Annotated in this window: 21 protein-coding genes and 1 pseudogene; 7 read left to right on the top strand and 15 right to left on the bottom strand. The window is 39.7% G+C overall.

What is annotated here, in order from left to right:
- Nucleotides 1–75: 75 nt before the first annotated feature.
- The 5 genes from folE to AC1TO5_RS06920 all read right to left on the bottom strand — a co-directional run bounded on the left by folE (nt 76) and on the right by AC1TO5_RS06920 (nt 3,212).
- On the bottom strand, nt 76–669 hold the full coding sequence (folE, locus tag AC1TO5_RS06940; RefSeq protein WP_482062073.1) for a GTP cyclohydrolase I FolE: 594 nt from the start codon (nt 667–669) through the stop codon (nt 76–78).
- A gap of 30 nt (nt 670–699) precedes the next feature.
- Nucleotides 700–918 (bottom strand): YneF family protein, encoded by a 219-nt coding sequence (locus AC1TO5_RS06935; protein ID WP_482062072.1) that lies wholly within the window; start codon nt 916–918, stop codon nt 700–702.
- Nucleotides 919–999: 81 nt separating this feature from the next.
- Nucleotides 1,000–2,151 (bottom strand): tRNA epoxyqueuosine(34) reductase QueG, encoded by a 1,152-nt coding sequence (queG, locus tag AC1TO5_RS06930; RefSeq protein WP_482062071.1) that lies wholly within the window; start codon nt 2,149–2,151, stop codon nt 1,000–1,002.
- Nucleotides 2,152–2,166: 15 nt separating this feature from the next.
- On the bottom strand, nt 2,167–2,691 hold the full coding sequence (gene lepB / locus AC1TO5_RS06925) for a signal peptidase I (protein ID WP_482062070.1): 525 nt from the start codon (nt 2,689–2,691) through the stop codon (nt 2,167–2,169).
- A gap of 98 nt (nt 2,692–2,789) precedes the next feature.
- Complete coding sequence (locus tag AC1TO5_RS06920; protein ID WP_482062069.1) at nt 2,790–3,212, bottom strand: GNAT family N-acetyltransferase; 423 nt, start codon at nt 3,210–3,212, stop codon at nt 2,790–2,792.
- Between the two features lie 306 nt (nt 3,213–3,518).
- Between AC1TO5_RS06920 and AC1TO5_RS06915 the strand changes: the two genes are divergently transcribed.
- Both AC1TO5_RS06915 and AC1TO5_RS06910 read left to right on the top strand, forming a co-directional pair.
- Nucleotides 3,519–4,130: a superoxide dismutase gene (locus AC1TO5_RS06915; RefSeq protein ID WP_482062068.1), complete on the top strand. Its 612-nt coding sequence runs from the start codon at nt 3,519–3,521 to the stop codon at nt 4,128–4,130.
- Nucleotides 4,131–4,285: 155 nt separating this feature from the next.
- A complete protein-coding gene (locus tag AC1TO5_RS06910; RefSeq protein ID WP_482062067.1) occupies nt 4,286–5,248 on the top strand; it encodes a hypothetical protein in 963 nt (320 codons plus the stop codon).
- Between the two features lie 78 nt (nt 5,249–5,326).
- Here AC1TO5_RS06910 and AC1TO5_RS06905 read toward each other — a convergent pair whose 3' ends face one another.
- The 5 genes from AC1TO5_RS06905 to AC1TO5_RS06885 form a co-directional block, all read right to left on the bottom strand.
- Nucleotides 5,327–6,436 (bottom strand): S1C family serine protease, encoded by a 1,110-nt coding sequence (locus AC1TO5_RS06905; RefSeq protein WP_482062066.1) that lies wholly within the window; start codon nt 6,434–6,436, stop codon nt 5,327–5,329.
- A 140-nt stretch (nt 6,437–6,576) separates the two neighbouring features.
- A complete protein-coding gene (locus tag AC1TO5_RS06900) occupies nt 6,577–7,791 on the bottom strand; it encodes a hypothetical protein (protein WP_482062065.1) in 1,215 nt (404 codons plus the stop codon).
- Nucleotides 7,792–8,168: 377 nt separating this feature from the next.
- Nucleotides 8,169–9,836 carry a ribulokinase gene (locus tag AC1TO5_RS06895; protein ID WP_482062064.1) on the bottom strand — a complete coding sequence of 556 codons (1,668 nt, stop codon included), beginning with the start codon at nt 9,834–9,836 and terminating at the stop codon, nt 8,169–8,171.
- 12 nt (nt 9,837–9,848) lie between these two features.
- Nucleotides 9,849–10,544, bottom strand: a complete 696-nt coding sequence (gene araD, locus AC1TO5_RS06890) for an L-ribulose-5-phosphate 4-epimerase (RefSeq protein WP_482062484.1) — start codon at nt 10,542–10,544, stop codon at nt 9,849–9,851.
- Nucleotides 10,545–10,838: 294 nt separating this feature from the next.
- Nucleotides 10,839–11,954, bottom strand: a complete 1,116-nt coding sequence (locus AC1TO5_RS06885; protein WP_482062063.1) for a substrate-binding domain-containing protein — start codon at nt 11,952–11,954, stop codon at nt 10,839–10,841.
- Between the two features lie 445 nt (nt 11,955–12,399).
- Between AC1TO5_RS06885 and trxB the strand changes: the two genes are divergently transcribed.
- Nucleotides 12,400–13,320: a thioredoxin-disulfide reductase gene (gene trxB / locus AC1TO5_RS06880; protein ID WP_482062062.1), complete on the top strand. Its 921-nt coding sequence runs from the start codon at nt 12,400–12,402 to the stop codon at nt 13,318–13,320.
- Between the two features lie 221 nt (nt 13,321–13,541).
- Here trxB and AC1TO5_RS06875 read toward each other — a convergent pair whose 3' ends face one another.
- The gene (locus AC1TO5_RS06875; RefSeq protein ID WP_482062061.1) at nt 13,542–14,342 is read right to left on the bottom strand and encodes a polysaccharide deacetylase family protein; all 801 of its coding nucleotides are present in this window, start codon (nt 14,340–14,342) and stop codon (nt 13,542–13,544) included.
- Between the two features lie 254 nt (nt 14,343–14,596).
- Between AC1TO5_RS06875 and AC1TO5_RS06870 the strand changes: the two are divergent.
- Nucleotides 14,597–14,698, top strand: a pseudogene (locus tag AC1TO5_RS06870) (cupin domain-containing protein); the annotation flags it as partial.
- A gap of 95 nt (nt 14,699–14,793) precedes the next feature.
- Here AC1TO5_RS06870 and AC1TO5_RS06865 read toward each other — a convergent pair.
- The 4 genes from AC1TO5_RS06865 to AC1TO5_RS06850 all read right to left on the bottom strand — a co-directional run bounded on the left by AC1TO5_RS06865 (nt 14,794) and on the right by AC1TO5_RS06850 (nt 19,021).
- Entirely contained in the window at nt 14,794–15,609 is an 816-nt protein-coding gene (locus AC1TO5_RS06865; RefSeq protein ID WP_482062060.1) for a carbohydrate ABC transporter permease, read from the bottom strand.
- Between the two features lie 20 nt (nt 15,610–15,629).
- The gene (locus AC1TO5_RS06860; RefSeq protein ID WP_482062059.1) at nt 15,630–16,502 is read right to left on the bottom strand and encodes a carbohydrate ABC transporter permease; all 873 of its coding nucleotides are present in this window, start codon (nt 16,500–16,502) and stop codon (nt 15,630–15,632) included.
- A gap of 4 nt (nt 16,503–16,506) precedes the next feature.
- Entirely contained in the window at nt 16,507–17,784 is a 1,278-nt protein-coding gene (locus tag AC1TO5_RS06855) for an ABC transporter substrate-binding protein (RefSeq protein ID WP_482062058.1), read from the bottom strand.
- Between the two features lie 109 nt (nt 17,785–17,893).
- On the bottom strand, nt 17,894–19,021 hold the full coding sequence (locus AC1TO5_RS06850) for an LLM class flavin-dependent oxidoreductase (protein WP_482062057.1): 1,128 nt from the start codon (nt 19,019–19,021) through the stop codon (nt 17,894–17,896).
- Nucleotides 19,022–19,276: 255 nt separating this feature from the next.
- Here AC1TO5_RS06850 and AC1TO5_RS06845 point away from each other — a divergent pair, with 255 nt between their 5' ends.
- From AC1TO5_RS06845 to AC1TO5_RS06835, 3 genes are all read left to right on the top strand, one after another.
- Nucleotides 19,277–20,122 carry an AraC family transcriptional regulator gene (locus tag AC1TO5_RS06845; protein ID WP_482062056.1) on the top strand — a complete coding sequence of 282 codons (846 nt, stop codon included), beginning with the start codon at nt 19,277–19,279 and terminating at the stop codon, nt 20,120–20,122.
- An 80-nt stretch (nt 20,123–20,202) separates the two neighbouring features.
- Nucleotides 20,203–20,649, top strand: coding sequence for an ABATE domain-containing protein (locus tag AC1TO5_RS06840; RefSeq protein ID WP_482062055.1), 447 nt, complete (start codon nt 20,203–20,205; stop codon nt 20,647–20,649).
- Between the two features lie 268 nt (nt 20,650–20,917).
- Nucleotides 20,918–21,352, top strand: a complete 435-nt coding sequence (locus AC1TO5_RS06835; RefSeq protein WP_482062054.1) for a Dps family protein — start codon at nt 20,918–20,920, stop codon at nt 21,350–21,352.
- The last annotated feature ends 98 nt before the right edge of the window (nt 21,353–21,450 follow it).

Raw genomic sequence — 21,450 nt, 5'->3', positions numbered from 1 at the left:
CTACGTACAAACGATAAAGAAGCTCCTTTCTGCAAATGCATGTTCAAAAATACCTCTATCATATCCTATGAAAAATTATTGCTTAAGTAACATCATAAACTCTGAGCGTAATGCTGAATCTTGCTTGTACTGTCCACGTAATGCCGTCGTAATCGTTTTACTACCTGGCTTTTTAACACCTCTTGCACACATGCATAGATGTTCACCTTCCACTACGACAATAACGCCATGTGGAGCTAGTTCTTCTACTAATGTGTTTGCAATTTGAGTTGTAATACGTTCCTGTACTTGCAATCTACGTGTAACCGCCTCAACTAGACGAGCTAATTTGCTTAAACCCACGATTTTTCCACTTGGTAAATATCCAATATGAACTTTACCGAAAAATGGAGCCATATGGTGCTCACATTGACTGTAGTATATAATATCTTTCACTATAACAAGTTCTTCATGATTCTCATCAAACATTACTCCAAGCACTTCACGAGGTTCAACCTCATAACCTGCAAAAATTTCCTCATACATACGCGTAACGCGCGCTGGTGTTTCAAGAAGACCTTCTCGCTCGACATCTTCACCAATTAATTTCAAAATTTCCGTAATATGTGCTTCAATCTTATCTCGGTTGCTAGAAACCTGAGAATTGACGTAATTTTTTTTCCCCGCCATTCTTTAGTTCGCTCCCTCCTGCCCTCACAATTATCGAGGGAATTTCTGGTTTTTCATCATACCCTGAGCTTTTTGCATCTGTTTATTGTTCAGATTATAGCCCATTTGTTTTGCCATCTTCTGTAGCATTTCAGGATTATTCTGCATATTTTCAAGCTGCTTACGTAAATAGTAAACTCCGACAAGGAAGCCAACTACTGCACCAATAAGTAGCGTTACAATCGGAATTACATAATTATACCATTCCATAATTTCACCCTGACCTTTCAACGTTTTGTTAGCATTACATCATTGTATAATATCATGATATATTCCTTTAGGCAATAATCTTCACTTACTATTGCAACTATTAATGTTATTTATTGACAATGTAATTTGTTTGATTACTTCTTCATCTTTTTCGCAACTAATTGCCGATTCCAATTCAACTAATGCGTCATCTCCACCAATTCTGCCCAGTGACCATGCAGCAGTTGCACGCAGTACCTCTCTTGGATCATCTTTTAGCACTTTTGCTAACGCGGGAATTGCTGTCGAATCTTTGAAGTTACCTAGAGCAATAACCGCATTACGTTGAATTGGTTTTTTGCCACGCCATGCTGCGGATGTATAACCGTACTTTTCTTTGAATTCTTTATTTCCTATCGTTAAGAGCGGGATAAGGAGTGGCTTAGCAACCTCAACATCTGGCAGCAAATCTTCATGATGCGTCCAGTTCTTCCCACGATTAATTGGACATACGATTTGACATGTATCGCATCCATACAATCGATTACCAATTTTTCGCATATGCTCATCGGAGATCATGCCTTTCGTTTGAGTCAGGAATGATACACATTTCTGCGCATCTAATTGCCCTCCACTAACTAATGCACCAGTCGGACAAGCATCAATACATTTCGTACATGTTCCACATTGCTCCGTTACTTCATCATCTGGCGGCAACGGCAAATTAGTTATAATCTCACCTAGATAAATCCAAGAACCTAGCTCCGGTGAAATAATCGAACAATTTTTCGCACTAAAACCAATTCCAGCTCGCTCGGCAACAGCACGATCAGATAATTCGCCTGTATCAACCATACTTTCACTACGTAATTGCGGCTCACGCTCACGCAACCATGCTTCAAGCTTGTCCATACGCTCACGCAGGACATGGTGATAATCATTACCCCAAGCAGATCTAGCCATAATACCACGTCTAGCACCTACTTCTGATTTGGGTGCATTGTCTAATTTTGAAGAATAGGCAACCGCAATAGCAATGATACTTTTCGGTCGATCAAATATTAAGGAAGGATCCGTTCTGCGATTCAAATCTTTCGCCTCAAAGCCAGACTCTCTCCCTAACTCACGATGACGTATTAATCGTTCCTTTAATTGGGCAAAAGGATCGGGTGATGCGATGCCGATTGCATCGATGCCCAATTCTTGAGCTGCTTGCTTTAATTCATCCTTCAGTTTCTGCCATTTGTCTACCAACCTACATTCACCAACCTAGAACCATTCGAATTTATTGAATGGAAATATTATTCCGTCTATTCTGCCAACAATACGATCTGCTTGTATTGGTCCAAAAGCTCGACTGTCATTACTCATCATAAACTTACGATTATCGCCCATAACGTAATACATACCTTCAGGTACAACAATATCTATATCTTGTAGTCCTTCAATTACTGAATCTGTGTAAGGCTCGTCAATGACTTTATCATTGCGAACAAGCTGACCATTTATTATTTCAATATGATCTCCCGCTCTACCAACTATACGTTTCACAAAATATTTATCATCAGGATTATCGGCAATGTTAGGGTTTTTCAACACTACAATATCATTCACTTCTGGCGTTGAAATATGATATATAATTTTATTAGAAAATAACCATTCTTTATTGTGTAATGTTGGCTCCATTGAGCTTCCGCTTACGATAGCAAGTGAAAATAAAAACATTTGCACAAGAAACACGATAACAAATGCAATAACAATTGTCTTAATCCAATCCCATAATTCGACTACCATAATCTTATGACTCCTCCTAAACTTTTCATAAGCAAATAATAAGAAAAGCATATCTACGCACATAAAATATGTACATAAAATATGCTCTGTTAATGTTATTAGCCTGTCAAAATACTTATTTTTTGGAAAGATCGGATAAAATCTGATGCTACGAAGCCAATCGACTCAAATAGCGGCAATAGCGGCTCATTATGTTCATCAGCTGTAACGTAAATCTTCAGTACTTTTTTCTCTTCGAAACGTTGCTTCAAGGCTTTGACAAGTTGTTTGCCTACTCCTTGTCTTTGATATAAGGTAGAGACAGCAATTCTATAATAATAACCTTTGTTATTATCAATTGTGCCAATTATTACGCCAACAATTTTTTCATCAGCCTCAGCGACTAGTACAAGATCACTATCCCAGCTTAATTGACGACCGAAGACCTCAATAGTTTGCTCATAACAATCTTCTGATAAAACCTCTTCAAATAGCTCAGTAATTTTACGAGTATCAGATAACTTAATTGAACGCAAATTCATGATTTACACCTACTTATCAAAGTTCAGTACTTGTACATAATACGACAATTATACACAAAAACCTTCACGTATTGTGATTTTTTAAAATGAAATTTCAAATTTTCTCATGTTTTTCATATGAAAACGCTTTATCCATTATTATTTCACATCATGTCATCTGTTTTTGCATAATAATCGATTTGTCTGCTTATACTACAGTTTGTTGCTTTTTAAGCAATCGGACTTTTTCAACATCAATGTTGATTTATTAGTTTAAATGGAGGATAATAATAGAAGTAACTACATAATACATTGGAGGTTTTATTAATGGCTCATCAATTACCATCTTTACCGTATGCGCACAACGCGCTTGAACCACACATCGATGCGTTGACTATGGAAATTCATCACGGTCGCCATCATAATGCTTATGTAACTAATCTTAATGCTGCTTTGGAATCTGCTCCTGAGCTTCAATCTAAATCAATTGAAGAGCTTATTGCTAACCTAGATAACGTTCCTGAAGCTATTCGCACTGCTGTTCGCAACAATGGTGGTGGGCATGCTAACCATAGCTTGTTCTGGGAAACAATCGCTCCTAACGCTGGTGGCGCACCAACTGGTGCTCTTGCAGCAGCAATTGATAGCAAATTTGGTAGCTTCGATAATTTCAAAGCTGAATTTGCTAAAGCAGCAACAACTCGTTTCGGTAGTGGTTGGGCATTCCTAGCTGTTTCAAACGGCGAAATTGAAGTTTATAGCTTACCAAACCAAGATAGCCCAATTATGGACGGTAAAACTCCTATTCTTGGTCTTGATGTTTGGGAGCACGCTTACTACTTGAACTACCAAAACAAACGTCCTGACTACATTGCAGCTTTCTGGAATGTTGTTAACTGGAATGAAGTTGGTACACGTTACGAAGCAGCAGTTAAATAATATCTTTCTTCACTTATAAGGCAGCTTAGTCATCCATTCGATGACCAAGCTGCCTTTTCTTGTATGTATAGAATAGACACCTCCTTACGACTAGGCGCATAAGCTAACTCAGGTCTAATGCCTAATACGTTTCGTAAAGGAGCTTGAATACTTATATGAATAACTTCTATCCCGGACCAGATGTTTACTTCAACCAACCTTGTGATTGCGGCTCAATAAATCATCGCTTTGCAATGCCTCAACCTCATATGCCGAGCGGTCCTCATTCAGGGCAATTTATTTGGTGGCAACCTATTCCTGGTCAACCAGGTCAATGGGTCCCTGCACCATGGGGGCTACCTTGGCTACCTCAGCATCCACATGGCGAAGGTCATCATCAAGATCACGACCACGATGATGAACACGATCATGACGACCACGATGACGATGGTCATCATGGACACCAACATGGTCATCATGGTGCTCAGCATCTATTCCAGCAAACTACAACACCTGCTGTCCCCCGCGAGCATGATGATTGGCCTGCTCTAGGCTATATTAATGATGGAGAAGAACGCCCTCCCGGACCTGGTGGGCATAGCGGACATGGACCCGGGCATGGACCCGGACATGGACCTGGGCATGGACCTGGGCATGGACCTGGGCATGGACCTGGGCATGGACCTGGGCATGGACCTGGGCACGGACCTGGGCATGGACCTGGGCATGGACCTGGGCATGGACCTTTTGGTCCGTTCGGTCCCTTTGGACCGTTTGTACCATTTGGCGGCGTCCTCCCGATTCCAATCCCAATTCCGATAGGTGGCGGTGGTGGAGGGGTTGCACCGATTCCTCAACAGGCAGTATTTGTATCCATTAATGGAGGTAGTGCTTACCCCAATGCTACTGGAACTTACCAGATTATGTACCAGCCTGGATTAACGATCTTCGATGCTCTAGCTAGTACAGGTGTTATCCAACTTTCTCCATCTGGCCAAATACTACTTGTAAGCGGCGTTGTCATCGGTGGCAATGTAAATTATGTTATTCGCTTAAATGGTAGAAATATTTCCACTAACATGTTGAATTATAACTTACAGCCGAATGATCAGATTAGCGTTGATCTAATATACGCATAAGTCATTATTAATCAATAAAGGCGGACTTCATCCTCCTCTCTTTTCGAGGAATGAAGTCCGCCTTTTGCATATTCAAGTCTACTGAAGCTGCTTACTTTTACTATTCAACAGTTTTAACTGATCATCATCGTAGCCCACTCTAAAACTAATTTGCCGCTTTGTTAATTTGTAAGAGCCATCCACACGTTCGTCAGCTGAAATAATGACTGTAATTGTAGCTTCTTCATCACCAAGCGTAATATGCTCGTCATCAATAGATATATTTCTTGTAGCAATATAACTCTCTCTAAATTTCACATAACTCGTTCCTTCTTGCCAGCTATTGCCTAGTAGAGTATATGCATAAACATAATCCCCGATATTAATAGCATCATAGAAGTGCGCAATAAGATAACTAGCAAGTTGATCTAGTCGCTTGGTTTCTTCAACCGTTTCAGAATCCTCATTTAACGTAATACCTGGTAGCATCGTCATCGGTTCCATAGACCAGCCCTCGATTAGTGGCAATACATTAACAATCGGAATGCTAAAGCCGATGGAACTATTCTCAAGGCCTGCTGAGTTAATTCCAAGCACATAGCCTGTAGATGTATCAACTAGTGGACCACCGCTATTACCATGCGAGATCGGCGTCGATATTTGATATAAATCACTATAAGTGTACGGGGAAATTTGTAAGCTTCGACCAACACCACTAATCATACCTGTCGTTACTGTATTTTGCAGACCAAGCGGACTGCCTATCGATAGCACTTCATCACCTACACTTGCTTTTTCATACTTAACCAATGGTAAGCTACCCGAATTAGCAAGCTCAGGTACGCGAACGACCGCGACATCGACTTCCGTACTGATTCCAATTACTTCACCAATTAATTCGCGGGCATCTGCAGTCTTCACTCTAACTTCTCTTACTCCAGATACAACATGAGCATTCGTGATAAGATCACCATGCTCATTATATAAAAAAGCTGAACCTTGATCACCATTATCCGTCTCAATCATCACAACATATTTCTGTGTTTCAAAGATTATATCTTTAAGTGATTTCGTCTTCTCGCCTACTGCAATTAGAGGAGAACCATTCAACTGCCTCGGAATGTTTTCTTTCAACTCAATGTACGTAAGAAAACCTCCACCGAGCAGAAGGAGTACGCCGAGACTGATCAACATCGCCTTCCAGTTCATGCCCCATCCTCCTAAAACTTTTCATTCGCTTCCTGATACACTTCTCGTTAATGAAAAGTCGCATCGAAAGCATAAACCTAACTTTTCATTCGCTTCCTGATACACTTCTCGTTAATGAAAAGTCGCATCGAAAGCTTATATTATTCTAGACTCCATGATCCATTTGATATCGTTACATCAATTTCTTCTTCGTAATCCAAACCTTCTGGAAGTGTTACGGAGAAACTCATTCCTTCACCTGAGCCAATATAGCCTGGTGTCACGCTCATCGTACCATCACTAATTATTGTTCCTGTGGAATCGACAATTTTATAATCAATCGTCACATCGTATATCGAGCGAGTAGCCACATTTTTCATATAAGCAACAACAACAATATCACCAAGTTCATTCATTACTTTTTCATACTCAATTAATTCAATCGCTGCAGTCTGGTTAATATAATCCTCCGCAGCAGCTTCTTCCATTGCCTGCTGTATACGTTGTTCTTCAACTAGTTCGTATGCGGTCTGCTCTTGCTTAACTTTTTGCTTAAGATCAAGTAACGTATCATCTGCACGCGACCATGCTAATGCACTTTCTGTCGTCTTTAATGCAGCTGTAAACTTTTTCTTAGTTAACAAATCATTCACTTCCGCCGTAGCAGTCGTACGAATCCGATCAATAATTTGCTCTCTCAACGTCACTGCTTCTTCACCAATTAATCCATTAACGACATTAAGTAAGTTGCCAAGATCAGATATCGAGCCAAGTGTAGTTAGCTCATTCGTTAAACTAAGTATCGTATACTTCATATTTAACTCTTCTAATTTTTCTCGAAGCTTATCAAAGATCGGTTCTTTATAGCCGTTCAATTCCTGTCTAAAATCTTCTAATTTTTTCGAAGCCTCTGACTCTGATCCTCGATCAATAATCGCTTCTAAATCTGCTGCAATTCGTTCTATCTTGATCGCTACATAGACTAAGTTTTGATCTTGTTGCAGTGGATTGAATTGAGGACGAATCGAAATAGCTTCATCTAAATAGGTGATCGCCTCTTCATATTTGCCTGCAAGTGCAGAAAGCTTTGCATCAGATTGTAGCTCCAATACATGTTCATTATGATCTAATTCAATTTTATAATAACGGAATAGCACTCCTGAAATAACAACAATTAATAAGAGAAACCCAATCGTAATCTTAACGGCGAAATTACCCTTGCTAGATTTAACATTATCTTTCACCTTATCATTAGATTGGATACTTAATTCATCAATAAGCTCTTCATGCTCAGTATGATCCACATTAATAAATTCAATTGTTTCGTCTGGCCAAATGCCAACCTTCTGTTCACTCGCAATGTTGTGCTGAAGCAACTTTTTTCCACATTGGCTACAGTATATAGCATCTTCAGCAAAACCTCGTTGACAATGATGACAATACACGTATGCTCAGCTCCCACCTTATTCAACTTCTTGCTACTCTCTCTATTTAGACAGTCTTAGTTCTATTCTATACTATATGGGTACTGTTCTCCATTTCAAAATAGTGGGAAATTAGATCTATTTTACACAATAGTGCTTTTTACCTATACTGTATACGCGATAAAATATGCCTTGTTTCATTTTTCCTTGATCGTGTGCAAAATAAGTTCGCAATCATCAATTCTATCGTATTCGCGTAACTATTTTCACTAAAAAAGATGGTGCCTGTATAATACGAGGGCACCATCTTCTTTAGATTAATAGCTTAATTAATTCACTTGCTCTTTGATTGCCTTCAAGCGCTTCATTACATCGTTATCGCCACGACCATAGTAGTCATGAAGCAGATTGTATTCTGCGTATAGTTTATCGTAAACTGCTACATTTTCAGCAATAGGCTTGAATGTTTCTTCGCGTACACGAGCCATGTTAGCCGCTGCATCAACAATGCTATCATAACCGCCTTTTGCAGCTCCAGCTGCAACTGCTCCAAACATTGCAGCGCCAAGTGCTGGCGTTTGCTTAGATGCGGCAATTTTGATTTCGCGATTTGTTACATCTGCATAAATTTGCATTAATAGTTTATTTTTCTGAGGTAGTCCACCACAAGCATATAATTCATCAACTACTACACCATTTGAATGGAAGGCATCAACAATTTTACGAGTACCGAAAGCAGTTGCTTCTAGTAGTGCACGATACATTTCCCATGGCTTAGTAAGTAACGTCATACCTAGCATTGTACCTGTAAGATTCGTATCTACAAGAACAGAGCGGTTACCATTCCACCAATCAAGTGCTAGCAGACCAGATTGCCCTGGTACTAGCTCATTCGCACGACGAGTTAGATATTCATGGATATGCTCCCCTGCTTGCTCAGCTTCACGATAAGCATAGGCTGGTACACTTTCTTCAACAAACCATTCGAAAATATCACCAACCGCTGATTGACCTGCTTCATAGCCAAAGTATCCAGGAACAATGCCATCTTCAACAACACCGCACATGCCTTCAACTTCACGTTCAGTATCACCGAGAATAAGATGGCAGATTGAAGTCCCCATAGACATCACTAATTTACCTGGAGTAACTACACCGACTGCTGGTACAGCTGCATGTGCATCGACGTTACCAACCGCAATCGCAGTTCCTGCTGCTAGACCAATTTTTGCTGCCATCTCAGCTGTTAATTCCCCTGCCTTCGTACCAAGCGGCACAACATCACCACGTAACTTCGTAGACGTCAGTTTCGCTAGACGAGGATCTAATGCGCTTAGGAATTCTTCACTTGGATAACCATCTTGCTTGTGCCAGATCGCTTTATAGCCAGCTGTACAGCTATTTCGCACAATATTTCCTGTCATCTGTCCAACTACCCAATCTGTAGCTTCAACAAATTGATCAGCTTCTTCATAGATTTCAGGTGCTTCATCCAATGTTTGCCATACTTTTGCCAGCATCCATTCCGATGAAATTTTACCACCATAACGAGCTAACCATTTCTCACCACGAGCTGCTGCTATTTCATTAATTGCATCTGCTTCGGGCTGTGCTGCATGATGCTTCCATAATTTCACCCATGCATGGGGATTATCAACATGCTGCTCTGCAAAACATAATGGACTACCTTGTTCATTAATTGGTAGCATTGTACAAGCTGTAAAGTCGATACCTAGGCCGATCACATCTTCAGGTACGATACCAGCAGCACTCATAACAGCGGGAATTGAGTTTTCTAATACTTCTATATAATCTTGAGGATGCTGTAATGCCCAGTCATACTCAAGCTTTCGTCCAGATGGAAGCGTTTCGTCCATAACATGATGACGATAAGGGGTGACATGATCAGCGAGCTCATGACCATTTGATAGATCAACTAATACTGCACGACCTGATTGTGTTCCATAGTCTACACCAATAGCATATTTCTTACTCATAATTAACTCCTCCTATTTTTGACCGTAGTATGCGTTTGCACCATGCTTACGTAAGTAATGACGATCCAACAAGTCTTGATCCATTGGACTTACTTGTGGATTTAATGCGAGCGTGTGAAGTCCCATCTTAGCTACTTCTTCTACAACGACAGCATTATGAACAGCATTATGAGCATCCTTACCCCATACAAATGGCGCGTGACTATTGACTAGCACCGCTGGAACCATATTAGGATCAATCTGGCGCTGCTTAAACGTTTCAACGATAACAACACCTGTCTCATGCTCATATGCACCTTGAATTTCGTCCTTCGTCATCGCACGCGTACAAGGAATCTCTCCATAGAAGTAATCAGCATGCGTCGTACCAAGTGCAGGAATGCCTTTACCTGCTTGAGCCCAACTTGTTGCCCAAGGAGAATGAGTATGAACAACGCCTCCGATGTCTTCAAAATGCTTATATAGAAGAACATGAGTAGCTGTATCAGAAGAAGGACGATAGCTCCCTTCTACTACATTACCGTCAAGATCGACAACAACCATCTGCTCAGGTTTTAGTTCTTCATATGGCACGCCACTTGGTTTAATTACAACTAGACCAGATTCACGATCGATTCCACTTACATTTCCCCAAGTAAATGTCACCAAACCATATTTCGGAAGTTCCATATTAGCTTCCCATACTTGTTGCTTCAATTGTTCTAGCATACGAATACTCACTCTCCTTAAACTTTTCATTTCGTTCAGTTAATCATCTTGCGATGAAAAGTTACATCGAAAGCATAAGCCAAACTTTTCATTTCGTTCAGTTAATCATCTTGCGATGAAAAGTTACAACGAAAGCATAACTTATCTATCATTTAGAAAAAACACAACTTATACGTACAGGATACGTAATTCACCATAATTACATTATAAGTTGTACGTACAAGTGTGTCACTATGTTTTTGTTAAATGTTTTCAATATTTTTTTACTGCATCCTCAACCCTGTAATCGTTCCCTCATAATGTATAAACTTGATATGGCTTACTCGTTGATTCACGTATAACAAGTTCAGGCGTATATACTTTATCATCCATCATTACGCCTACACCTTGTTCAACAATTTGCATAAGCATTTGTACCGCATCTCTTCCCATCTGCGTCTTAGGATGAGCGATCGTCGTCAGCTTTACTTCTGTTGCTATAGCTAAATTGGCATCGTCAAACCCTACAATAGACAGATGTTCAGGCACTTGAAGCTCTTCTTGTCTTACAATATCGAGCATTTTCACAGCTAATTCATCGTTATAGCAAACGATCGCTGTTGGTCTTTCAGCTACATCTTGTTTCAACAATTGGTGCAATGCATGGGCAGGTACCGTTTCCTTTTCTTCCGAGCTGTAGCGCAAAATATAGTCACTCGATATACTTATGCCTTGCTCTTTGAATGCTCGTACGAAGCCCTTCATACGGCGAATACCTTGGAAATCATCCGTTTTGAAAAATCCCGCTACTCTGCGATGTCCTAGATCAATTAGATGCTTTGCTGCGCGATAACCACCTAGTTCATCATCAATACGAAGGCATGGTGCATCGACTTCACTATATCTTTCATTAAGCATTACATAAGGAATACGTAAGGAGTCAAGCGCGAGAAAATAGGAATAGTTAGGATTTCCTTCGGCACTTTTCGTAGGTTCAATAATTAACCCCGTTAATTGCTCACGTAGCATTGATTCTAAGCTTTGCTTTTCTTTAAGTTTTTCATTGTCTGTACTCGCTAATAAAAGTCTAGCACCACGTTCACGTACGCTTGCTTCGACCCCTCTAACAATCGTCGGGAAAATATAATCGGATATATATGTAGTAATTAACCCAATCGTCATGCCTGTTCCATTATTACGATTGGAACCAGCGGAGTGCTCTGCTACAAATGTTCCTTTACCTTGTTCCTTATAAAGCCAGCCTTCTTGCTCCAGCTCGCCTAAAGCTTGTCTTATTGTTTGCCTGCTCATATCAAATTGTTTTACAATTTCGTTCTCAGACGGAAGCTTTTTATGTGGAGCATATTGTCCTGTAATGATCCAACGCAATATTTCTTCTTTAACTTGAATATATTTCGGAGTCTCTTTCATCCGTACACCTCATGTACTTATTAGTTGTATGGTTTTAGTATAGCATACGGTTAACTTGTACGTACAATAGGGGACCAGTTAGATGCTCAACTGATCGCTTTGAAGATGCTCCGAGAATCTAATCGCTGTTGCATTCGGAGTGACTGCTTGCGCGCTCCGAGTACTAATCGCTGTTACGTTCAGAATGACTACGTGCACGGCTCCCATCAGTTGGCTTTTCGAACAAACAGGGTGATTAGTCCCCTTCTCCAATTGGAACGAACTGTATAATTCATGTAAATAATAATAAAAAAATGTATAGCTTTTGAAAAATATCGAACCCTATAACATGAAAGTTGTATGAACTTCGTTGACATCCATTGCAGTTTGTAATAACTTAGAAAGATAACAACTGTGATTATTTTCATTACAGTTACAAACTAGAATTATTTCGGAGGAATCTATTATGTATAAAACAGTTATTATCGGAACTGGTCCTGCTGGACTAACATCTGCAATTTACTTAGCTCGTGCAAATATGGAACCTGTTGTCATCGAAGGCTGGCAACCAGGTGGTCAATTAACAACGACTACTGAAATCGAGAACTTCCCAGGCTTCCCTGAAGGTATTCTTGGTTCGGAGCTTATGTCTAACATGCGTAAGCAAGCTGAACGTTTCGGTGCTACTTTCAAAACTGGATCAGTTAAAAGTGTTGATATGAGCAAACGTCCTTTCGTATTAGATGTTGAGGGCATGGGAGAAGTTATAGCGGAATCTGTTATTATTTCTACTGGTGCTTCTGCCAAATATCTTGGAATTCCTGGTGAGCAAGATAATATCGGTCGTGGCGTAAGTACTTGTGCTACTTGTGATGGATTCTTCTTCCGCGGTAAGAAAATCGTTATTATCGGTGGCGGTGACTCCGCTATGGAGGAAGCTGGCTTCCTAACTAAATTCGCATCTTCAGTAACTGTCGTTAACCGTCGTACTGAGCTACGTGCTTCGAAAATTATGCAGGACCGTGCTCGCGCTAACGAAAAAATCGAGTGGGCACTTAACCGCACACCGGTTGAAGTTCTTGCTAACGGCATGGGTGTTACAGGTCTTAAAGTTCTTAACAATGAGACTGGTGAAGAGGAAATTATCGAAACAGATGGCGTATTTATCGCAATCGGTCATACTCCTAACACTGGATTCCTTGATGGACAAATTACGACTGATGAGAGTGGCTACATTCTCGTTAAACCTGGTACAACGACTACAAATATCCCTGGTGTGTTCGCTTGTGGTGACGTTCAAGACTCCACATACCGTCAAGCCATTACAGCTGCAGGTACTGGCTGTATGGCAGCACTTGAAGCAGAACGCTTCTTAGAAGGTCTTTAAGAATAATTACTTCAATTCATAAATAAAGGGATGACAGATTTGCTACGCAATGAACTGCGTAACAAGACTGTCATCCCTTTTTGTATAGTTTGGACTATTTATCTTGTCGATGGGATGCTAACCCCAGCTTTGCGTGAAACTTGATCAATAAGTAATAATTCTTCCTCTGATAATGTAATATTAAGCGCATCTATACTTCATCTTTCTTCAGCCTTCGTGCGCTAGCTTAAATCTACTATACTGCCTGCTTTCACTTCAATAGGCTTGTCCTGCACACTTATCCAAACATCAGTAGCAGTAGCATTATGCACAACTTGGCAATCCATCGTAAAGCGTAATGCTTGTATCGCCTTCATATAAGCGACAATCTCAGCATTGGTTGCATACCATATGTCACTCTTCCCACCTATTTTTTCACCAAATTGCTCAATAAGCTCCCAATTTTGATCATTCTCGAATTCATAGCTATGTCCCCAAACATATAGCAAACTCATTCTCGAATGTCTCTGATCTACATTCAAAAATTGATCTGCTGCATCAATCATTTTTTTGTGATGACATGTTGGATGCCATTGTAACTTATTTTCAGGCATATGAAATCCTCCATGACTAGCGGTAGTACGAGCATATTCTATGCCGATTGCTTGTAGTTGATCAATAACAGCATCATTATACGTTCCAAATGGATAACTCATCCCTCTAATCGGATAACGAACTAGTTCCTCTAACGCTTGACGATCCTGCACGACTTGATAAATGATTTGTTCTTGTGGTGACAGTTCTAGAAATGGATGATGTGTCGTATGAATGGAGACTTCATGCCCTTGAAATAACTCTGCAACCTCACTTGCTTCCAGATAGCTCTCACGGCCCAAAAGCCCACTATTTAGGTGAAAGGTTCCCTTTAAACCATAATCATTAAAAAGCTTTACTAACCTGCGATCATACTCTCTACCATCATCAAAACTTAATGTAACCGCTTTCGTTACACCTTGTGGAAAACGATCAAAGCGTATATTCATTCCTTCTACCTCCGCGACATTTATAAAATTGATAACTATGTATAGTTTCATAATCTATATTAACCGCAACTATAAATATGCTTCTCCCCACTGGGTAGGCAATTATTGCGATCAATGTAACGTTCATACTTACCATTTCAATTTAACACTAGATATATATACAATCAACTACTATTAGCTTTGAACTCTTTAACTTTCTAGTTAGTTTTAATGAATTTATATTATATTTATTATGATTATTCCCTGCTAATGAGTGGCAAATGACGAAACCACTTGGTGATGAGCCGGTGTTAGTATCATGTGTCGTTGCCCCAGGTTTCCACTACGATGACTTCAAACTCATTGATCACACATAGAAAAAGCCGTTGAGGTGGCTACTTTTTGTAGCTCTCTCATCGGCTTTGTTTTATTTTGCGAAAAGCAAAGTAATTTGTATACTCCACAAAACCATCTACCCCTTCAACGATCCCGCCAATGAACCAGATATGAAATAGCGTTGCAAAAATACAAACAATACGATCATCGGCAGCGCTGTAACAAGAACTCCCGTCATTAATAGTGGGTAATCCGTCATAAATTCTCCCTTGAATTGTAGCAGTGCTAGTGGCAAGGTTAACTTATCTTTACCTGATAGCAATAGCATCGGGAATAGTAGATCATTCCAGACAATAACGAACAAGAAGGCAGCCGTTGTTGCCACATATGGTGCACTCAGAGGAAACACAATACGTAACAACAGTCTCCATTCGCCAGCTCCATCAATTTCTCCCGCTTCTAATATTTCCTTCGGTAATGTTTTCATAAATCCTGTTAACATAAATACAGATAACGGCAATAGTACCGATGCCGTTACGAGAATTAAGCCAAGATGGCTATTACTCCAGCCCAGCTTCTGCAGCAAAGAATAGATAGGAATCATATTAACTTGAGAAGGTACCATCAACCCGATAGCAAATAGCGAGAAAATAACACCACCGATTGCATGCTTACCGTAACGCATAATCGCATAGGATATTGAACCAGCTAACGATAATACGAGTAGAACACTAGACAATGTGACAACGATACTATTGCGGAAATAAGTCCACATCGGTTGCTTATTAAATAGTGCCGTCACATTATGCCAAGAGAATTGTAGAGGCAATCCAATCGGATCACTATAGAACTGCGGTGTTGTTTTGAACATCGTGAATACGACGATCAGCAAGGGACCAATTATAATTAAGGCAAATGATATAAGTAATAGTCTTCCGAGCCATTTGAGCATCTATTTTCACCTCATCACCGCTAATAGGATACGCGATCAGTTTTAAGTAATTTAAATTGAACAATAGTAATAATAGAAATTAATACTAAGAAATAGACAGATGCCGTTGCAGCTTTACCGAACGTATAGTTCATAAATGCTGCATTATAGATATAGGTTGAGACGATCTCTGTCGAATAGGCTGGACCACCGCCAGTCATCGTAAATACAAGATCGAATGCTTTGAATGATTGAATCGTCGTATAGGATACAACGATCGCTGCAGCTGGTGCTAACAATGGCCATGTTATACGAAAGAACAACCCTACTTTACTTGCGCCATCTAGCTTGGCTGCTTCTACTAATTCTGGCGGAATTGCTTGCAAACCAGCAACGAAAAGTACAGTCATCTGTCCAATATGCGCCCAGGCTTGAACGGCTGCAATCGAGAAGATCGCTATTGCTGTATTACCAATCCAGTTTTGAGTCCAACTTTCCAAGCCCACTAGTGTTAGAATACCGTTCAAAGCTCCCGAGGTAGGATCGTAGATGAACGACCAGATAAAGCCAACAGAAACTGAAGATAGAATCGTTGGCATAAAATATAAGGCTCGTAATACAACATTCACCTTAGATTTTTTATGAATTTGTAAGGCAAGCATTAATGATACAATCGTCTGTATAATTACGACGGCCAACATAAATTTCATATTATTAACAAGCGACTTTTGGAAAATGATATCTTTACTCACATTCGCGTAATTATCAAACCCGACATACTGATAGGACGGCGACATGCCGTCCCAATTGGTAAAGGAATAATAAAGTGCAGTGACTGTTGGATACAGAAACAAGACGGCATATAACAATAATCCAGGTAATACAAACGGTAGTAGTCTAAGATGTTTTTTCATAGGTCTAGTTCCCGATCTGTTGGTCTACGATCGCTTGCGCATCTTGAGCTGCTTTTTGTGGATCAGTACCACCAATTACTGCTTGAATTGAACTTGTTATTGCTTTTTGTACTTCTGCATTACTAATTGTAAAACGCGGTTGGAAACGAGTTTTTTTCGTTGTCCATTCACTTACTGCCTTCAATTCATCCGATGTATATTGTACACCTTCAACCGTCACATTCTGACCTGTTCCATTCGCATATTCAGCAGCGATGTCAGCACGGCTCAAAAACTCAAGGAATAACTTCGCTTCTTCAGGATGTTTTGACTTGCTATTTACAGCTAGCATAAATGTTGTCGTATGAATCCCTTCAAATACAACCTCATCCTCTGAGACTGTAATCGGTGCTAACAACCCTTGCACTAGTTCAGGATTTCCAACTTTATTACCTGCTAGCTGGAATGAACCTGTTCCTAGAATTGCTGCTTTTTCTTGAATAAATAGTGCATTAGCTGCATCTGTTTTCGTTCCTACTGCATCCTTTTGCAAATATCCTTTATCATTAAGTTCTTTGAATTGGGATAGAGTTTTTACCCACCACTCATCCGTAAGCTTCGCTTCACCAGCTTCTAATTTCACGAATATATCTTCATCTGGTGCATTGTTCATTACCATCGTATTCATCATCTGACCAGGACCAATATCAGCACCTGGGAATGCAATTGGTGTAATCCCTGCTTGCTTAAATGTTTCCATAGCCGCTAGGAAGCTATCCCAATCTGTTGGAACCTCTACATTGTACTGCTCGAATAATTTCACATTATAAATCGGCATGTTATATACCAATTGATAGGGTAGCGCATATTGTACACCGTCTTTTTGACCTGCTTCAATTAGTCCAGATGTGAAGTTACTAACTAACTCCTCACCAGTTAGATCAGTGAATAATCCTGCTTTGGCAATAGCCTCAAACTGCGCACCTGGAAATGATGTAAACACATCACCTACAGAGCCATCAACTAGTTTTGCTTGAGCTGTTGCTTGATATTGATCGGAAGGAAACACTTGTGTTTCGACTTTAATATTAGGATATTCCGTCTCGAACTTAGCAACAATTCCATCAAGGACAGCCACATCTTCACCACGCCAGTGAATAAAGCTAATCTTAACTTCTTCACCGCTTTGCTTAGATTCATTACTATTTGATGAATTAGCTTTATTTCCATTATTGCTTGCTCCGCAAGCTGATAGCACCAATGCAAACACAATAATTAACGATAGCAAATATGATTTTTTCATATCATTTCCTCCTAAAACTTTTTATTAACATCTCGTTCAGCTTCCTAGCAAATAAAAAGTTACATCGAAAGCATAGACTTAACTTTTTATTAACATCTCGTTCAGCTTCCTATAAGCCACGTTTAGCTAGTTCGGATTTTAGTACAGGCATTAGTAGCCTCCCTGTAATCTCCGCTTCTTCCAGATGAGGATAACCTGACAATATGAATGATGTTACACCGATATCTACAAATTCAAGAATGCGATCTGTTACTTGCTGCGGCGTTCCAACAAAGGCAACCGCACCACCACCACGGATAGCTGATAGTCCAGACCACATATTTGGTGCAATAACAAATTTATTTTCTTCTGATTGACGGAACAATTCCATTTGACGTTCTTGACCTACAGCATCCGTTTTTGCATGAAGTTTTTCCTTCGATTGCACTTGCTCGGGATCAGCTTTACTTAAAATCCTCCAAGCTGCATCCCATGCTTCCTCTTCCGTTTCACGAACAACCAATTGAGCACGCATACCATAACGTAATGTGCGATCAAGTCCTTCTAGTTCACGTTGTTCTTGCAAATAGCCTTCCATCTCAGCTATTTGCTCCTTAATCCATGCGACAGGTTCCGCCCACATAAGATAGACATCGGCAGTTTTCGCAGCAGTTTTCTTCCCGGCAACAGAGCTTCCTCCAAAGTAAATTGGTGGATGTGGTTGTTGATAAGCTGCTGGCTGGCAAGTACCACCTTCTACAAAGTAATGCTTCCCTTCATAATTGAAACCTTCCGCGTTACGTCCTCCATGTCCCCAGACACCTCTTACTACTTCAAGAAACTCTAGTGTACGTTCATATCTTTGGTCATGTTGATCATATAGTGGATCTCCACACGCTTTCAGATCTTGTGGATAATGCCCTGTAACTACATTCATCATTATTCGTCCACTAGACATCTGATCCAGCGTAGCCGCAGTTCTCGCTGCAAGTACTGGAGAAATTAATCCTGGACGTAGTGCTACTAGAGATTTCAATTTCGTTGTTTGCGCAGCAATCCAAGAACCTACGATGAAACCATCCCAACAATCTCCACCTGCAGGAATTAATGCGAATTCATAACCCGCTGCTTCAGCTGCTTTCGCAACCTCTGTCAAATATTGTGGCGAGGCAGGTCTTTCTGGTGCAACACCGATAAACTCACCATCACCCGTCGTGGGAATAAACCAGCCCAGCTCAACTTTTTGCTTGTTAGACATTTCAGTAGCCCTCCTGATATACATGCGTAATTTATATGTGTTCACTTGTTGTCCATACGTTATTATTACATTTCCTATAGAATTACTTGGTATATTATGATATAAGTAGATTACAACGCCAAGGATCGTTTCGTCTATGTCAATTTGTTGGTTTCTGTATTTGTTATTTTGTGGTTAATCATATTATTCTTTATAATAATCACTAGCATTTGCAATCGTTTACAATATAGTATATTGGTAAAATGAGGTATTTATATGTTTGACATGATGAAAGAAGAATATCAAGAATGGCTTAATATTAATTATTTCACGCCATCGCCAATGGAGAAAATTGGTTCAATCTGGCCGATTCGATTGGGTGCAAATCTCGCCAAAGCACACTATCATATTGGTCCGCGAATTACCCCTTACTATTATTTACTTTGTATTATTGATGGCGAAGGACAATTTTTTCAGAACGGTCAACAGTTTCATTTACAAAAAAATGATATCTTTTGTCTTTTCCCACAAGTCACTCATGAGTACTATACAGACCCATTGAAACCATTAAAAAAAGTATTTTTAGCATTTGACGGTAAATACGCTTTATCCATTCTTGAGCGCATTGGTTTAAGTCCACAGCATCCGCACCAAACTAATCAGATGACAAACGCTACTCTATTAGCCTTTCAGAAAATGTATGAACAACAAGATAGCGATCTTGCTCGAATGAGTCTACTGTATACGATTTTCAACGAGTTAGTATGCCCAGAACGACCTTCAGGCAAAAACAATATAGGATCAACATGGTTGGAGAAAGGCAAAGAGTATCTTGAAATTCATTACGCCGATATGATATCTATTGAAAGTGTCGCCCGTCATGTTGGTATTGAGCGGACTCACTTCTCAAAAAAATTTCAGAAGGAATACGGTCAATCACCAATGAACTACTTACAAACATTACGGATGAGAGAAGCTGAGCTTCTTCTCACACAAACCGACTATAAAATGAGCGAAATTGCCAATTCCGTAGGATTCAATGATTTACCAACCTTCTCCAAAGCATTCAAAAAGCGAATGGGTCTATCCCCTGCTCAATTCAGGCAACAAAGTAAAAGTTAAATGATGTTCTTTTGTGGATATTATATATATAATGAGATTAATCTATCTCACTACTATTCATGATGTATAGGAGAACTTATATGGGTATATCTACGAAATTCCCTTTGCAAATTGGTCGCCCTTCCCTTGATCTTGTAAATACAGAAGTCATTCGACGTAATAAGAGAATTGATCTATTCGTAACTATCGATGAAGTTTACGAGTGGTTATCACAACTCCCGCAATGGGATCACATCGCTCCTATAATGAATGCGCTGGATGAACAAGTTTTGCTTGAAGGTATGCATCATATTAGATTAATATTACGTCAACAGTTCGAACAAATAACTGAAGGACAATTAGTGTCTGATGTATTTATTCAATTAATGGAGGAATATATCGCTCAGGCCCCCTTTACTTATGTATGGAGGGAACAACTCATTGCTCTCACAATTGGAGAGCCGATAGATCAGCTATACTCCTATATCGCACATGATGCACTCACTCTAATAATAAGTTACGTAATGCGTGAATGGAACATTTTATGATGAAAAAGCTTGACTTTATCGCTATTATTTGTAATAATTATAAATAAGGAATTGATCTAAATTCATATTCTGGTGCATTAAGTATGAAATAGCTATTAATCGTTTACAATGTTAATTGAGAACATTGGTATATGCTTCCGATGCTACTTTTCATTTACGAGTAGCTTATCGAGAAGACTATGAAAAGTTTTGGATTATGCTTCCGAAGTATTTTTCTATACGAGGAAGTTATACTATGATGATCAGAAAAATTGTAGGAGGAATTATTATGAACACTATTCAAGAACAATTAAACCGTCAAATTGCTAACTGGAGCGTATTATATGTTAAGTTGCACAACTATCACTGGTATGTAAAAGGTACTCAATTTTTCACATTGCATGCCAAATTCCAAGAGCTTTATGAAGAAGCAACGCTGCATGTCGATGAAATAGCTGAGCGTTTGTTAGCTGTGAAAGGTCAACCCCTTGCAAAAATGGTAGACTATCTGGAATATTCAAGCATCAAAGAAGCAATGGGACATGAAAATGCTACAGAAATGGTCAATGAGGTCATTTACGACTTCACGATTATTATTCAAGAATTGAAGGAAGCTATGGTTATAGCACAAGAAGCTGATGATGAAACTAGCGCTGATATGTTGCTTGCGATCCACACTTCACTTGAGAAGCATGTATGGATGTTGTCCGCATTTAACAGTTAAGATAATAAATTAGAAGCCCCTAGCCATTGCCACGAATAATCGTGATGGTTAGGGGCTTTTTAAGCTTATATTCAATTATCTAATGATACATGAGCCAA

The organism is Paenibacillus sp. Y930, from assembly GCF_056786375.1.
This window is presented reverse-complemented; position numbering and strand designations above follow the sequence as displayed.

What these genes read in the sequence shown, in the direction of transcription:
- folE (WP_482062073.1), bottom strand. Translation starts at nt 669, where the DNA reads ATGGCGGGGAAAAAAAATTACGTCAATTCTCAGGTTTCTAGCAACCGA.
- AC1TO5_RS06935 (WP_482062072.1), bottom strand. Translation starts at nt 918, where the DNA reads ATGGAATGGTATAATTATGTAATTCCGATTGTAACGCTACTTATTGGT.
- lepB (WP_482062070.1), bottom strand. Translation starts at nt 2,691, where the DNA reads ATGGTAGTCGAATTATGGGATTGGATTAAGACAATTGTTATTGCATTT.
- AC1TO5_RS06920 (WP_482062069.1), bottom strand. Translation starts at nt 3,212, where the DNA reads ATGAATTTGCGTTCAATTAAGTTATCTGATACTCGTAAAATTACTGAG.
- AC1TO5_RS06915 (WP_482062068.1), top strand. Translation starts at nt 3,519, where the DNA reads ATGGCTCATCAATTACCATCTTTACCGTATGCGCACAACGCGCTTGAA.
- AC1TO5_RS06910 (WP_482062067.1), top strand. Translation starts at nt 4,286, where the DNA reads ATGAATAACTTCTATCCCGGACCAGATGTTTACTTCAACCAACCTTGT.
- AC1TO5_RS06905 (WP_482062066.1), bottom strand. Translation starts at nt 6,436, where the DNA reads ATGAACTGGAAGGCGATGTTGATCAGTCTCGGCGTACTCCTTCTGCTC.
- AC1TO5_RS06895 (WP_482062064.1), bottom strand. Translation starts at nt 9,836, where the DNA reads ATGAGTAAGAAATATGCTATTGGTGTAGACTATGGAACACAATCAGGT.
- araD (WP_482062484.1), bottom strand. Translation starts at nt 10,544, where the DNA reads ATGCTAGAACAATTGAAGCAACAAGTATGGGAAGCTAATATGGAACTT.
- AC1TO5_RS06885 (WP_482062063.1), bottom strand. Translation starts at nt 11,954, where the DNA reads ATGAAAGAGACTCCGAAATATATTCAAGTTAAAGAAGAAATATTGCGT.
- trxB (WP_482062062.1), top strand. Translation starts at nt 12,400, where the DNA reads ATGTATAAAACAGTTATTATCGGAACTGGTCCTGCTGGACTAACATCT.
- AC1TO5_RS06875 (WP_482062061.1), bottom strand. Translation starts at nt 14,342, where the DNA reads ATGAATATACGCTTTGATCGTTTTCCACAAGGTGTAACGAAAGCGGTT.
- AC1TO5_RS06865 (WP_482062060.1), bottom strand. Translation starts at nt 15,609, where the DNA reads ATGCTCAAATGGCTCGGAAGACTATTACTTATATCATTTGCCTTAATT.
- AC1TO5_RS06860 (WP_482062059.1), bottom strand. Translation starts at nt 16,502, where the DNA reads ATGAAAAAACATCTTAGACTACTACCGTTTGTATTACCTGGATTATTG.
- AC1TO5_RS06855 (WP_482062058.1), bottom strand. Translation starts at nt 17,784, where the DNA reads ATGAAAAAATCATATTTGCTATCGTTAATTATTGTGTTTGCATTGGTG.
- AC1TO5_RS06850 (WP_482062057.1), bottom strand. Translation starts at nt 19,021, where the DNA reads ATGTCTAACAAGCAAAAAGTTGAGCTGGGCTGGTTTATTCCCACGACG.
- AC1TO5_RS06845 (WP_482062056.1), top strand. Translation starts at nt 19,277, where the DNA reads ATGTTTGACATGATGAAAGAAGAATATCAAGAATGGCTTAATATTAAT.
- AC1TO5_RS06840 (WP_482062055.1), top strand. Translation starts at nt 20,203, where the DNA reads ATGGGTATATCTACGAAATTCCCTTTGCAAATTGGTCGCCCTTCCCTT.
- AC1TO5_RS06835 (WP_482062054.1), top strand. Translation starts at nt 20,918, where the DNA reads ATGAACACTATTCAAGAACAATTAAACCGTCAAATTGCTAACTGGAGC.